The organism is Paenibacillus durus, from assembly GCF_000756615.1.
Lineage (GTDB): Bacteria > Bacillota > Bacilli > Paenibacillales > Paenibacillaceae > Paenibacillus_AQ > Paenibacillus_AQ durus.
This window is the reverse complement of record NZ_CP009288.1, coordinates 995929-1008879: the sequence shown is the minus strand read 5'-3', so window position 1 is coordinate 1008879 and position 12951 is coordinate 995929. Positions and strand designations below refer to the sequence as shown.

Genomic DNA, 12951 nt, shown 5'->3' with positions numbered 1-12951 from the left:
CGCCTTGAAGAGAGCAAGAAATCCTAGATTTATGACCGTACTTTAAACTAAAATTTGTATTGAATAAATATCCATTGTGTTGCATAATTATTAATGTCGTTTCAAATAGTTTCCATTTTAGCAGAGGGGGTTTATACATGCTGATAAGAAAGGCAGTAATGAGTGATTCAGAGGCGATATATAAATTAATAGAACAGTCCGCAGTTCAGGGACAACTATTACATCGTACTCGTGCATCTATTTACGAACACTTACAATGCTTCTATGTGGCAGTTAAAAATACTAAAATAGTCGGAGTGACCAGTTTACATATATTAGATTTTGACTTAGTAGAAATACGTTCATTGGTTGTAAACCCTAATCTAGCACTCTGAGGAATTGGCAAGTTATTAGTAAATAAAATTATTGAAGAAACAAGAAAACTGGAAATAAAAAGATTAATATCATTAACTTATCAAGATGCTTTCTTTCATAAATGTGGATTTTTTATTGTAGATAAAGACAAATTGCCACAAAAAATATGGAAGGATTGTATTAATTGTTCAAAAATCAAGTCATGTGATGAAATTGCAATGCAAATAAACGTTTGAGGGAGGAAAAGAATGGAACTAACATGTGAATCCAGTAACCTAGATGATTATTTAGAAGAAACTGAAGAAGTTGATTATAGTCATTTCTCGATAAAAGATATAACAGCAGAATTATATAGCCAATCGTTAAATGAAATTGAATTTGTTAAATCCGCTTTTGAATTTGTTCGTGATAACATATCTCATTCGTGGGATATTCAAAGTTCACGCATTACATGCAGAGCATCTGAAGTCCTTTTCTTCAAAGAAGGAATTTGTTATGCAAAATCGAATCTATTGTGTGCTTTATTAAGGTGCCAAGGAATACCAACTGGTTTCTGTTACCAACGTCTAACTTTAGGAGATACTCCTGATACAGGTTACGTTATCCATGCGTTAAATGCCGTTTACCTCAGGTCAATTGGAAAATGGATTCGTTTAGATGCACGTGGAAATAAATTGGGGGTAGATGCTCAGTTCTCACTAGAAGAAGAGAAATTGGCTTTTCCTATACGTGATGTATACGATGAAATGGATTATCCTGTGATTTACACGACACCAAACATAAAAACAACCACCGTATTACTTCAAAATTCAGATTGTACTACGATGTATCTTTATGGTTTGCCTTCAGATTTGTAGCCTTAAATTTTTATTGAACTAATAGAATAATAGAGTAATAATCTCATGACCGCCTATACCTAAATGGCGGTCATATTTTTGTTCATGACTTGACATATTACGATTGCAGACTCAACAACAAAAAAAGAGGGGTTCACCCCCTCTTTGCTATTTCCGCCAATACATCTCAACTATTAGTCTCTCCTGACCAACAGTGAGCAACACTCCACATGTGTCGAGACGGTGAAAAGGATATATGGTCCTCCTATAGAAAACTCCATCACCAAGGAACACTTTCCCCTCTTAACAGCCTCAGATCAGGTAAGCTTCCTGCCCCTTGTCGATTCCGCAAATTATACCCACCTTCCAAAAATAAACATTAAAAATTTCCTAACTAGTGGGTCTTTTTGTAAAATGCAGCTCTATTTTAACCGATATATGCATATACTGGATTTTCCAAAGCGGCAAAACGGATACAAACTATCCCAAAAGGAGACAGATCCCATGAAAGATACCATAACTTACGGTCATATCGAAATCATGCCCTATGAATTTACTCATCTTCAAGAGCTTAAAATTGTGAAAACCGTAAACGACCACGCCCGCATGGTCTGTACCGGAATTATTTCCGATGAAAGACGCGAGAGCTACATTCGTGCTTCGGATGAAGAGACTCAGGTCAAAGCCTTTGTCATGGACAACTCCGGCAACCGCCATCCCCTCTTTCGGGGCATTGTCTTGGATGTGGAGGAGAACGTGGTCCACGGCGTTCATTACCTGACCTTTGAAGCGATATCCCATACATACGAGCTCGACATCAAGCGGCATAAACGATCTTTTCAAAATCCCAAGCTCACCTATAACGGCCTTATTGAGAGCATCTTGTCCGCCTACCCCAAAGCGGAAGCGCTGGATGTCGCGACCCATAATACACCCATAGGCACGTTTATTATGCAATACGACGAAACCGACTGGCAATTTCTAAAACGGATAGCTTCCCACTTCTATTCTCCGCTCATTCCTGCGGTAGGTTATGGAGTGCCCAAGTTTTATGTTGGCCTGCCCACGGGTCTAAGCAAGGGAGAAATCACAGCGGCCCAATATAAGGTGTCCAAACGGATCGCGGATTTCCAAACCGCCTCGGATAATCATATTCCCGGCGTGCGGGATGAGGATTTTATCCAGTATGAGGTGAAGACGGAAACTTTACTGGAGCCCGGCTATGAAGTCACCTTTAAGGGGCATCACCTGCTGGTGGCCGAAGTGTTGACGGAAATGAAGGATAGTATATTGGCGCATACGTGCAAGCTGTCCCCACGAAGCGGATTACGTCCTATTAAAGAATACAACCGCTCGATCATCGGGGCTTCCATTCAAGGCAAGGTACTCAGCGTTCACCGGGACAAAATCCGCGCCAAGCTGGACATGGACGATCAGCAGGACCCGAACACCGATTACTGGTTCCCCTACTCTACCATCTATGCGTCTGCAGATAACACCGGCTGGTACTGCATGCCAGAGGAAAACGACAGCATCCGCATCTATTTCCCCAGCTATAAGGAGGAAGAAGGATACGCCATCAGCTCGGTCAAAAGGGAACCGCAGCATTCGTCAGGAAAATCGTCTGCGACTTCTGGACATGGAACAGCAACCTCAACGCATTCGATTGCATCTGCTTCGTCTGACGGATCAAACTCTTCTTCGTCTCTGCCGGCAGCAGCTCCTGAGCCAGATCGAGATCGTATGGCTGATCCCGCCATTAAGACGCTGCGGACCAAATATGGCAAGGAAATCATGCTGGCCCCGGATAAAATCGTGATTTCCGCTAGTGATATGTCCATTACGATCAGCGACCAAAGTGGAATTGATATTGTAAGTGGAAAAAATATCAATATCAGCGCCACCTCCCAGCTCTCGATGTCATCAGGCACTCTTCAGCTGTCTGCCGGGAAAATCGAGCTTTCCGGCAATGGCAACAGCATTACGCTGGATAAAACGACAACCTTCTCCGGGACTGAGATCAAAATGAACTAATTGGAGGAGGGAAACAGCCAATGGATAAACAACAGGCGCTTCAACATTTTTACGAACACCATTACCTGCCCTTGCTGGAAATACAGATGGAGACATTGGAGGCGGAGTTTCACCATGGCAAGGCTCAATTTATTTCGAATTTTACGGCATCCTTTCAAAAGCTATGCTCTCATATTCTGAGGATGCAACAGCAAGGGGAAAAAGAACCCATTGCCTATATACACTATTCTTTTTTGCGAACTCAGATTCTGGAACAATCCTGCTTGTACATGGTTGAGGCTTATTCTGGCAAATGGTATGAAGATCAAGCCGACTGTCGATTATCCTATGATGCCTCCTGGGTTTATACCCATTTTACTACCATGCTGGAAGCATTGGAGCAAGAACGAAAAAAATATATGGGGGTACTCAGCCCTGCGGACATCGAACGACTGATGCTGGAATCCACACCTTTCTTTCACCAATTTGTGAGTTCCATCATGCGCCTGGCGATTACAGAAGCTGTTCAAACCCCTGAGTATCAAGCCATTCATAAGGCTGGGCGTTTGCTAATACGGACGGGTGAGTTTAGGGATATCAGCGAAAATTTGTATGTCGAGGATCAAAAAAATGCTAATACGGATGCGGTGAGAGAACAACTGACGCAAGCGGGTAAAGAAGAGTCATATATATACGAAAATATAAAGAATCTCTCTCTCCCCCATCTGCACCTTATAGAAAAAGACCTCCGTTACAACGATTTTAGCTACAGTGATTTGCGGGGAAGCCAGTTTCATGCCTGTGTATTGATCGGAAGCCGCTGGCAACAAACAAATGTAGAAGGGGGTAGCTTTCAGGGTTGTCTACTGAGCGATGCTGATTTTCGGTATAGCGATCTAAAGGGGGCCAATTTCAGAGGGGCCAGCGGACAAGCATATCGGGATCATGGACTCCGGGTGCCGGGGCTGTGTGGGCTACGTTTTGAACACGCAAATCTGGATGAGGCTGATTTTACGGATATACATTCCTTTGAACATGCCTATTTTGAGGGAGCTTCGATGCATGGGACCAAAATCCCTTTAAAGTACCAACAGCAATGGAAGCTCAGTGATATACAGCGTCAGTCCATCGTGTGGACGGAGTAAGGAATGTATATGCGCCATTATTATGTACTGCTCGATGACAGCCGTATTTCCTGTAGCATTGAACCTGTGAATATCGACCTTTTAAAAACACCATTTGTTCGCATGGTCCCGGCTCAGGTTTTGGATGTTCATGCGGCGGCGGATGCAGAGTATACGGATTGGCAGCCTTTTTCAGCATCACAACCACTGCTTTCCGATCCCATGAAACGGATTTTAGAACTATACAATACACAGGCACGTTTTAAACAGTTGTATATCGTGAACCGGGAACAAAGCCGTCAGGAGCTATATTGGATTCCACATGTCCCTGATCTAGACGTGATTTCGGAGCATACCGAGTTTTATCCGCATAACCAAACCCTGAAACACCTTGTGCTGGATAGCCAAAAGGTCAGAGGACACCATTTTTTCCGACTGTCCAACGTGAGGGAACCTTATTTTATTGTTAGCTTGGAGGCTGCCGAAAGCTTGCTTCGCCGTAGCTTGAGCGGCTTTCAGTTGCAAAAGGTAGAACTTTCCTAAGGAGGCTGGACATTGACAGAGTATTGGGATGAATTTTTTTTAAAGCTGCATAATCAACAAGCCTTGAAAGAGCAGTTAGACGCGGCTGAGAGCGATGAGGACTGGATGATGATATCCATTGAAGAAGCGATAGAGAAAATTCCTACAGGCTGTTTGACACTGCCAGATGGAAAGGAAATACAATTCCAAGCTCTTCATCTCTACGATAATCAACTTACGATATTCCTGCCGAGTTCTTGGATTCCAGAGCCTCGGGCTGAACAGACGAAAGATCAACCGGGAAGCTACGTCATTCAGGACAAGCCTAACGGAATCCTGTTTGGTCTTCACCAAAGCGAGCAAGAACTAAACCCTTCGCAAGTGGAAATCTATCAACAACAGATGATAGAGCAAATGAGTCGTGTTCAACCGAGTATGAAGCTGGTAGATGAAAAAGCCCTTTCCATTCAGGACGCTATAATCGGCTGTTATGAATCTATTTTTCTAGTCTCACCCTCTCCCTATTACCAGATTGCCTTTGTGCGTTCCTGGCGGGGCAAGGCTGTAATCGGGAGTTGTCAATTTAAGTTGGAGGATGCTCCCTTATGGGTTCCCTTAACCTATGCCATGCTGCACACCGCGACATGGTCGGAGCATTCTTGATTGTATACCTTTATCTAAGGAGGAAATCACATGCTGCTGCCCATACTGCTGCGCGCATTAGTGCTTGGTGTACTTGGCGAAGAATATTCCTACGTGGTGAGAGGAGCCACTTTACAATGCAGTCAAGGTACATACCCAGGGGTGCTGAATGCCATGTACAGCCATGGAATTTACATCAAGGATAAACCAGTCTTAAACGTTGCCGATGCCATACCCGGAGCGCATATCAGTAAGGAATACGCCTTTGGCTTATGTGAGCGGAAGTATGGTCTTCCCTGTAAACCCGAAATTGCTTTTGGGACCAAATGGACTCACGGCAAAGAAAATGTGCTGATCGAGGGGGAACACGCCTTACTCAGCAAGTCCACATTAATATGTTCTTGTCCAGGAGGCGGCGGCATCATCTCGATTCTGGATGACGGACAAAATAGTTAGTTTACGAAGCGAGGAGTCCAAGGTATGAACGTATCACCAACAGCTCTCTTAACCTATCAACATCTCAACTTCATCTGGCCCTACGGCGACGTGCGCTTAAATCAGGTTAAAATGACCCACGAGCTTGGAGAACACGCCAGATTGTGGATTACAGGCCGTATTCAGCCCAATCAGGAAGATGCGATAGTAGCCAGGGCGAGCAGTATGGATGAAATCGAACTCTGGTATACAGACACAGGCGGTCAGCATCCCTTATTCATGGGGCAGTTGTACAGTGTAGATATCGTGCATCTTCATCAGGAAATACAAGTCACGATCCAGGTTATCTCCCACAGCTTCAAGCTGGATACCGAACTCAATAACCGTTCCTTCCAGCAAGTGAACCAACAATACGTTGATATCATTGACGCGGTGCTGTCCGATTATTCCGGCTCCGATAAGTTGGATGAAGCGTTCGGGAATCGACCGACGAACCAATTCATCATGCAGTATCAGGAAACGGATTGGAGCTTTTTACAGCGTCTGGCTTCCCATGCTGGAGCCAGGCTTCTGCCCAATATCACCGCTCACCAGATTCAAATCTGGATCGGAATTCCGGAAGCCAGGCGCCAGATCGCTTTAGAGGATGTGCCGTTTCGAATGCGGCGGCGGATTGCACCCTATTTAAACCATGCGGCTAACGGGAGGACGAATACCTCGGCCAGTGACTATACAGGGTACACCTTCGAAATGCAGGAAATCTTGCAGCCGGGAGATGAAGTCAAGCGGTCTGGCCTCACCTACGTCATTACCAAACGGACCGGCACAATGACAAGCGGCGTAATGACCTGGTCGTATGAATGCGCCTTGCCTCAAGGCGTGACCGTTGCCAAAACTTATAATCAGACCATCATTGGTGCAGCGATTGAAGGCAAAATACTGGAAGTGAGCCGGAATCAGGTTCGGCTGCATTTGGATATGGACGACCAGCAGGACCCCACAGATGCCCAGTGGTTCCCCTACTCCGCTGAAGGCAATCAGGTCTGGTATCTTATGCCTGAAAAAGGCGCGCAGGTGAAGCTGTATTTTCCCACTGCGGACGAAGACGATGCCATGGTTATTCAATCGGTGCGTACGAAACCATCTGGTGCTGCTCTCCCTCCCCCTGCATCCGACACGATTCAGGGAGCCGCAGCGGAAACGCCTGCCGAACGGCACCATCGTAAAATGGCCGATCCCGGGGTCAAATCCTTCGCTAATCCGCAGGGTAAAGAAGTGGCCTTAGGGAACTCGGAGCTGAACATAAGCGCTCAGGAAGGCTCATTGTACATATCCATGAATACCGATCACGGCGTGACTCTTCAAAGTACACAGAATATGCAGATTCAAGCGACAGGCAGCCTGAGTCTCTCTGCCGGAAGCATCCTGCTCAAGGGGACCGATGGTCTGCACCTGAATACAACAACCGACGCGCTGGACCTTGAAGAAGGCGTGAACAACCTTAGCTCGGAGATTTTGCTTCAAGCCTCGGTGCACCAGTCCTATCCGGAGCCGCTCTTATCTGATTTTGAGAAGCAGGTGGCTGAAAAGGGAATCCAAGCGGTTATGGCAAGTATTGTTGTTGGTAATGTAGGTCAAACGCTGAAGGGAGAATGGGATGCATCTGTCGATTTTGTAAAAGGAGTCTGGAACTCGGCTGTCGATGCAGCAGACATCGGGGTCATGATCATGACTCCTTTGGTCATGCCTGGTAACGTCACGGGCAAAGGTTTTCTGGAACGCAACGAGACAGTAGAAGGGATTAAGCAGGGTATTGAGAAAGGCGTTGAGAAAGGTGCTCGGTATGTCGAAATCATTAAGAACGCACCTGACGTAAAACAAGGATTTATCAACGTTGGAAATGAAGCTAAAAATGACGCTAATTATGTATGGGATAGCGTGACAGAGCCTTTCGCAAAAAAATGGGATAACTTCATCCCCAACCCGTTGACCGATACCAAACAGGAAAGTTACGATGCGGGATATGACAGTGTAAAAGCTGTAGAACGTGCAGTAGATATAATTACGGTTGCTAAGGGAGGAGCTAAACTCGCTAGGAATCTAGGAAAGCTAGGCAAAGAAGAAGCCTCTCTGTCTAAAGGACACAAGGATGTGGAGGAACAAAGCGGCGGAAAAAGCGGCCCCGCTGCATTACTCGGGGACACAGCGAAAGCGGACTCCGCTCTAGCCAAGGCCGGAGATGGAAAATTAAAAACCAATGCCATCCGCATCCCGAACAGTCCCACATCCCTGGAAGGCTTCCTACAAAGCATAGCCCAAAAGATGAACCTGGGGTTTGGCTCCCTTACTCCTGCAACAGCTGGAGGACGCTGGAGTTTCCATGATCATGGCCCCGAGCCTCATACGAATTCCAAAGGTTCGGGTGGAAATCTCTCGCCGGAAAGACAAAGGCAAAAAAATGCGTTAGAATCAGGGGAGTATACGGGGAGAAGTGCTGAGGGGACAGGTAAAGCTGAACCTAGTAAAGTGGTGAATGCTCTCGACAATTTCCAAAGCAAAAAATTCATATTTGGAAATCAAAACTTCCTATTAGACAAACGGGGAATGAAGCACATTCTTGAAAGGCATCATCCTGAATATTGGGATGGCTCAATAAAAACAAAACAGACCTTCCTAAATAAAGATATGTCAATTGATGAAGTAGCAAATGCTATAGAATCTATTATGATGCAAAATCGGGACACCTTATTGAAAAATGGTACAACCTTTAGTTATCAAATAAAGGGAACATATAATGGTGTAGAATATGTGGTTGGTTTTAACAAAGGACGAGTCGGTCAATTTTATCCTGAATAGTAGGTGAGCAAATTGTTTTATGTAAATACCTTAATTAGTAGACCAGATAGAAAAATTAGTGACCTATCACTATTGAAATCTAACACCCAAGATTATTTTGTTCAGATTAATAATACTCATGAGGTACTAAATCTTGAAAATTTATTGGATTTTGATTATCTAAATGGAGCAATTACATTAGAGTATTGCGAACAAACTTTACTTGATGTTACGTTGTGGGATTTGGTTGACCAATTATGGGGATATATTTTAAATGTTATTGAGAGTTTGTTAAATACTGGAGAAGGGGAGTCTTACTTTCCAGACCAACCTGTAAAGCTATATTTAAAATCAATATCTGGAGATTTAGTGCTTTATGAGATTGAGGCTAATGACCATATTAAAGTCGTACTTCCGAAGAAAGAATTAATTGAAACATTATTAGACGGAGCAGATGAATTTTTTAAAAACATGGAGACTTATTTCAAAGGAAAATGTAATTATCAATATGAAATAAATAAGATAGCTACATTGAGAACATCGTTTTAATTAACAACTCGTGGTGGGGCTACCCAGTGCCGAATAAAACACTTTACCTCATCATACCAACCTAACCTTTGTTCTACCTGTAGGAAGATTTCACGAATTTTGATGTACGTACAGAGGTCTGGAAAAAGTATCCCTACTTAACGTAATAGCGTTACATGAAGCAGGTCAATTATGGTCAGATACCACCATGATTGACCTGTTTTTTTGTTATCCTTATTACTTAAATAGGATATTTTCCAATATTTATATTTACATATAAATCCAAATTTTCTTAATGAATAATATTTTTTAAAGATAATTTAACAGCTCACTACACAAAAACAATAACTTGCCATCCCTCCCCATCAGAGTTAACATACACACACTTAAATCACGGGAGGGGAAGCACAACATGTCAGATTATGGTGCTACAAGATGTCAAGACAGAGATTTGAATATATTTAAGGTGTGAAAAAAAGTGCAAAGTGAAAAGTAGAGCTGTTGTAGGTGGAGGACAAGGCCCAAGCGAAGGCGCGGGAGGGGAACAAAGTTCCCTTCACCTTATTCCTATGTGGATGAAAGCATGACCTCCTGGTTATACACAGCAGCCGGCGTATGGTTTTGCAGGGACTGATGAGGCAGGTAGTGATTATGCAAATGGATATATCCTCCTACACCCTGCCGGGTCTCTCTTGGACTGCCATACTCGTTGATGTAAATTTCGTTGTACTTTAGGCTGCGCCAAAAGCGCTCAATGACAATATTGTCTGTCGCTCGGCCCTTCCCGTCCATGCTGATCCGAATCTCCTTTTCCTTGAGCAGATCAATGTACTTGGGACTGGTGAAGTGGCTGCCCTGGTCGCTGTTCACGATGGACGGAACACGACGGGCCAAGGCGCGTTTCATGGTTTCCAGGACAAAGTCAATTTCCAGACTTTGATCCAGTTGCCAGTCCACAATGAAGCGCGAATACCAGTCCATGACGGCATACAGATACATCCAGCCCTGTTTCATGCGGATATAGGTAATATCGACACTCCAGACCTGATCCGGCGCTGTAATCGGCAGCTTACGCAGCAGGTACGGGTAGATCCGGTGCTGTAGGTCTCGCTTACTCAGGTTAGGACCGGGGAAGATCGCCATGATCCCCATTTCCCGCATATACCGCCGTACGGTGTTGGGATGAATAGCATCCCCTTCCCGGTTCATGATGGCCGCAATCGTCCGGTAACCCATAAACGAATGGCGGGTGTAAAGCTCGTCAATCCGGTGCTTGAGGCGAATTTCCTCCGGGGAGGGAGGGACCGGCTTGTAATACAGGCTGGAACGATTCAGGCTGAGCAAGTCCGCCTGCGTTTGAATGGAAAGTTCAGCGTTCCCATACTCGACGAGGAGCAACCGTTCGGCACGGCTGAGATTATCGGCCAGATTTTTTTTTGAGCCACGACAATTGGGTGGTCAGTTTACCCACTTCGGCGTAGAGGTCTTCGATCTGCTGCTCGTATTCTTTTTTCATCTTCGTGATCCCTTTCCGGTCGTCTACAAAGAGCTGAGCCAGATTTTGAGTCGCTTCATTCTTCCAGCGATTTAACACATTGGGATGGATTCCTTCTTCCGAAGCCAGCTGCGAAATGGACTTTTCTTCTCTTAGAATCTCCAGTACAATTCGTGCTTTTTCTTCCGGCGTGAATGTTCGTCTTGATGTTGGCACAACTAAGAATCTCCTTTTTTGCTGTCTAGATTCTATGTAGCATTATAGATTGGCCGTATTGGTTTCTGGAAGCGTTACGCCAGCGATTTTATCAGTTGGAATTAGCGAAGAAGCAACAGGCTTCATGTTCGCCAGAAGACGAGCTTCTATTAACTCAATTCGAGCAATTCAAAAGTCGCCAGAGTGATGAAATTCAGCATCTGTTATCGGAATGGGAAGAAGTGATGGGATATCAGCAAAGCAAGCACAAGCAGGCGATCTATATCGAAGGAGTCAAAGACGGGATTCGCTTAATCCTTCCCGTCATGCAACCCGCAAATGTTCGTTAGCCTATGCTTCGTTAGTCCAAGATTTCGTCTATGCTAATTCCGCTCTTCATGGTAAAAATAAAATGCGCTGGTGAGAGAATGGTTATCTTCTCCACCAACGCATTGAATAGGTTATCATCAAATTGTATCAGTACACCTTGCCGTAAACTTAATACCTGAATTATTTCATCTACACGATCCTTGATTTGTGTCTTTTGGTCGTTATCCTTCTCCAGCAGGATTTTCTGTTGCCGAAGTTCGTTTAGTTCACCTGAGATTCTCACGTTTTCTTCATTGTATACGGCCTCATCGATCTGATTTCTTAACTTGAGATTCACCAGTCCCTTCAAGTCCGATTTAAACTGTTCTATATGTCGCGCGATTTCCAATAATGGTTCTTGCCCTGCCCTTTTAGTAAGTACCGATTCAATGTTCGCTTTCAACGTTTGGATAAATGCTTCCTTATTCTCATACATTCGATTGAATACTCGGACAAACGCATTCTGCAAACCTTGCTCATCAACCGACTTGGCATCGCATGCTTCTTTTCCTTCATTCACATACGTTCGGCATTGCCATACTACCTTTTTGGATGGATTATTACTGTTCCAGGTTCGGCGTTTGAAATTGGAACCACAGCATCCGCAGAATACTTTGCTGCTGAGCGGATATTTGCTGGAGTATTTTTTGCGATCCCCCATAACATTGCCTTTCAGCTTTGCACGCCGTTCCTTCTCTTTTTGTACCGCATCGAATATTTCCTTGGATACAATCGGTTCATGGTTATCCTCGATCAAATATTGTTGTTCCTGTCCCCGATTTTTAATCCGCTTGTGCGTCAGAAAATCCACGGTAACGGTTTTCTGCTGAAGTAAGGCTCCGTAATATTTCTCATTGGTCAGGATCAGCGTGATCGAAGAATCCCACCATGTATCGCCTTCCGTAGCCGTTTTAATCTGGTCTCGCATAAGACCGTCCGCAATCGCCTGATAGCTTTTGCCGTCCAAATACTCTTCATAGATGCGCCGCACAATCTCAGCTTCCTGCTCATTGATGACCAGTTCACCATGTTCGTCCTTATCATAGCCCAGGAAGCGGGTTGTGTTGCAGAAGACTTTGCCGTTCTGGAAGCCACGCAGTATTCCCCATCGGCTGTTTTCGGAAATATTTCGGCTCTCATCTTGGGCAAGAGAACTCAAGATGGTCAGTAATACTTCACCTGTTGTATCAAGTGTATTAATGTTCTCTCGTTCAAAAAATACAGCAACGCCGAGACTTTTGAGTTCCCGTACATATTTCAATAAATCCAGTGTATTCCTAGCAAATCTCGAAATCGACTTGACCAGAATAAGATCCAGTTTACCATTTCGGGCATCCTGGATCATCCGATTAAATTGCGTTCTATTTTTGGTGCTGGTTCCGGTGATCCCTTCATCAGCGTAAATATCCGCCATTTCCCATTCCAAGTTGTTTTGAATGTATTGGGTATAATGATTTACCTGATTGGAATAGCTTTCCTTTTGCTCCTCGGAATCCGTACTGACCCGACAATAGGCAGCGACTTTCTTCTTTTGAATAAATTGAATTCCCTCTACGATGTCCATCGTTTTAATCGGAACGACGACGACTTTTTTTGCGGTTGC

Annotated in this window: 11 protein-coding genes and 1 pseudogene; 10 read left to right on the top strand and 2 right to left on the bottom strand. The window is 44.4% G+C overall.

The features are described 5' to 3' along the window. The first annotated feature begins 137 nt into the window (after window positions 1–137). From PDUR_RS29655 to PDUR_RS04570, 9 genes and pseudogenes are all read left to right on the top strand, one after another. A pseudogene (locus PDUR_RS29655) lies at window positions 138–590 on the top strand (N-acetyltransferase). A 12-nt stretch (window positions 591–602) separates the two neighbouring features. Continuing rightward, window positions 603–1211 carry a transglutaminase-like domain-containing protein gene (locus PDUR_RS04605; protein ID WP_042205292.1) on the top strand — a complete coding sequence of 203 codons (609 nt, stop codon included), beginning with the start codon at window positions 603–605 and terminating at the stop codon, window positions 1209–1211. A 483-nt stretch (window positions 1212–1694) separates the two neighbouring features. After that, window positions 1695–3224, top strand: coding sequence for a contractile injection system protein, VgrG/Pvc8 family (locus PDUR_RS04600; protein WP_042205291.1), 1530 nt, complete (start codon window positions 1695–1697; stop codon window positions 3222–3224). A 20-nt stretch (window positions 3225–3244) separates the two neighbouring features. After that, the gene (locus tag PDUR_RS04595; protein WP_042205290.1) at window positions 3245–4348 is read left to right on the top strand and encodes a pentapeptide repeat-containing protein; all 1104 of its coding nucleotides are present in this window, start codon (window positions 3245–3247) and stop codon (window positions 4346–4348) included. A 9-nt stretch (window positions 4349–4357) separates the two neighbouring features. Further along, window positions 4358–4870: an imm11 family protein gene (locus tag PDUR_RS04590; RefSeq protein ID WP_042209062.1), complete on the top strand. Its 513-nt coding sequence runs from the start codon at window positions 4358–4360 to the stop codon at window positions 4868–4870. 12 nt (window positions 4871–4882) lie between these two features. Further along, the gene (locus PDUR_RS04585; protein ID WP_042205289.1) at window positions 4883–5512 is read left to right on the top strand and encodes a hypothetical protein; all 630 of its coding nucleotides are present in this window, start codon (window positions 4883–4885) and stop codon (window positions 5510–5512) included. A 30-nt stretch (window positions 5513–5542) separates the two neighbouring features. After that, window positions 5543–5947 carry a DUF4280 domain-containing protein gene (locus PDUR_RS04580; protein ID WP_081949386.1) on the top strand — a complete coding sequence of 135 codons (405 nt, stop codon included), beginning with the start codon at window positions 5543–5545 and terminating at the stop codon, window positions 5945–5947. Between the two features lie 24 nt (window positions 5948–5971). After that, window positions 5972–8782, top strand: a complete 2811-nt coding sequence (locus PDUR_RS04575) for a contractile injection system protein, VgrG/Pvc8 family (protein WP_052410042.1) — start codon at window positions 5972–5974, stop codon at window positions 8780–8782. A 12-nt stretch (window positions 8783–8794) separates the two neighbouring features. Continuing rightward, a complete protein-coding gene (locus PDUR_RS04570; protein WP_042205288.1) occupies window positions 8795–9310 on the top strand; it encodes a hypothetical protein in 516 nt (171 codons plus the stop codon). Window positions 9311–9856: 546 nt separating this feature from the next. Here the strand turns inward: PDUR_RS04570 and PDUR_RS04565 are convergent. Continuing rightward, window positions 9857–11000, bottom strand: a protein-coding gene (locus tag PDUR_RS04565; RefSeq protein WP_218918414.1) for an IS3 family transposase whose coding sequence is annotated in 2 segments (ribosomal slippage) — window positions 9857–10727 and window positions 10726–11000 — 1146 coding nt in all. Because the reading frame shifts where the segments join, the coding sequence is not laid out codon by codon here. A 95-nt stretch (window positions 11001–11095) separates the two neighbouring features. Between PDUR_RS04565 and PDUR_RS04555 the strand changes: the two genes are divergently transcribed. Further along, complete coding sequence (locus PDUR_RS04555) at window positions 11096–11329, top strand: hypothetical protein (protein ID WP_042205287.1); 234 nt, start codon at window positions 11096–11098, stop codon at window positions 11327–11329. Between the two features lie 11 nt (window positions 11330–11340). Here the strand turns inward: PDUR_RS04555 and PDUR_RS04550 are convergent, their stop codons facing one another. Beyond that, window positions 11341–12912, bottom strand: a complete 1572-nt coding sequence (locus PDUR_RS04550) for a recombinase family protein (protein WP_233277477.1) — start codon at window positions 12910–12912, stop codon at window positions 11341–11343. Between the last annotated feature and the right edge of the window lie 39 nt (window positions 12913–12951).

What these genes read in the sequence shown, in the direction of transcription:
- PDUR_RS04605 (WP_042205292.1), top strand. Translation starts at nt 603, where the DNA reads ATGGAACTAACATGTGAATCCAGTAACCTAGATGATTATTTAGAAGAA.
- PDUR_RS04600 (WP_042205291.1), top strand. Translation starts at nt 1,695, where the DNA reads ATGAAAGATACCATAACTTACGGTCATATCGAAATCATGCCCTATGAA.
- PDUR_RS04595 (WP_042205290.1), top strand. Translation starts at nt 3,245, where the DNA reads ATGGATAAACAACAGGCGCTTCAACATTTTTACGAACACCATTACCTG.
- PDUR_RS04590 (WP_042209062.1), top strand. Translation starts at nt 4,358, where the DNA reads ATGCGCCATTATTATGTACTGCTCGATGACAGCCGTATTTCCTGTAGC.
- PDUR_RS04580 (WP_081949386.1), top strand. Translation starts at nt 5,543, where the DNA reads ATGCTGCTGCCCATACTGCTGCGCGCATTAGTGCTTGGTGTACTTGGC.
- PDUR_RS04575 (WP_052410042.1), top strand. Translation starts at nt 5,972, where the DNA reads ATGAACGTATCACCAACAGCTCTCTTAACCTATCAACATCTCAACTTC.
- PDUR_RS04550 (WP_233277477.1), bottom strand. Translation starts at nt 12,912, where the DNA reads ATGGACATCGTAGAGGGAATTCAATTTATTCAAAAGAAGAAAGTCGCT.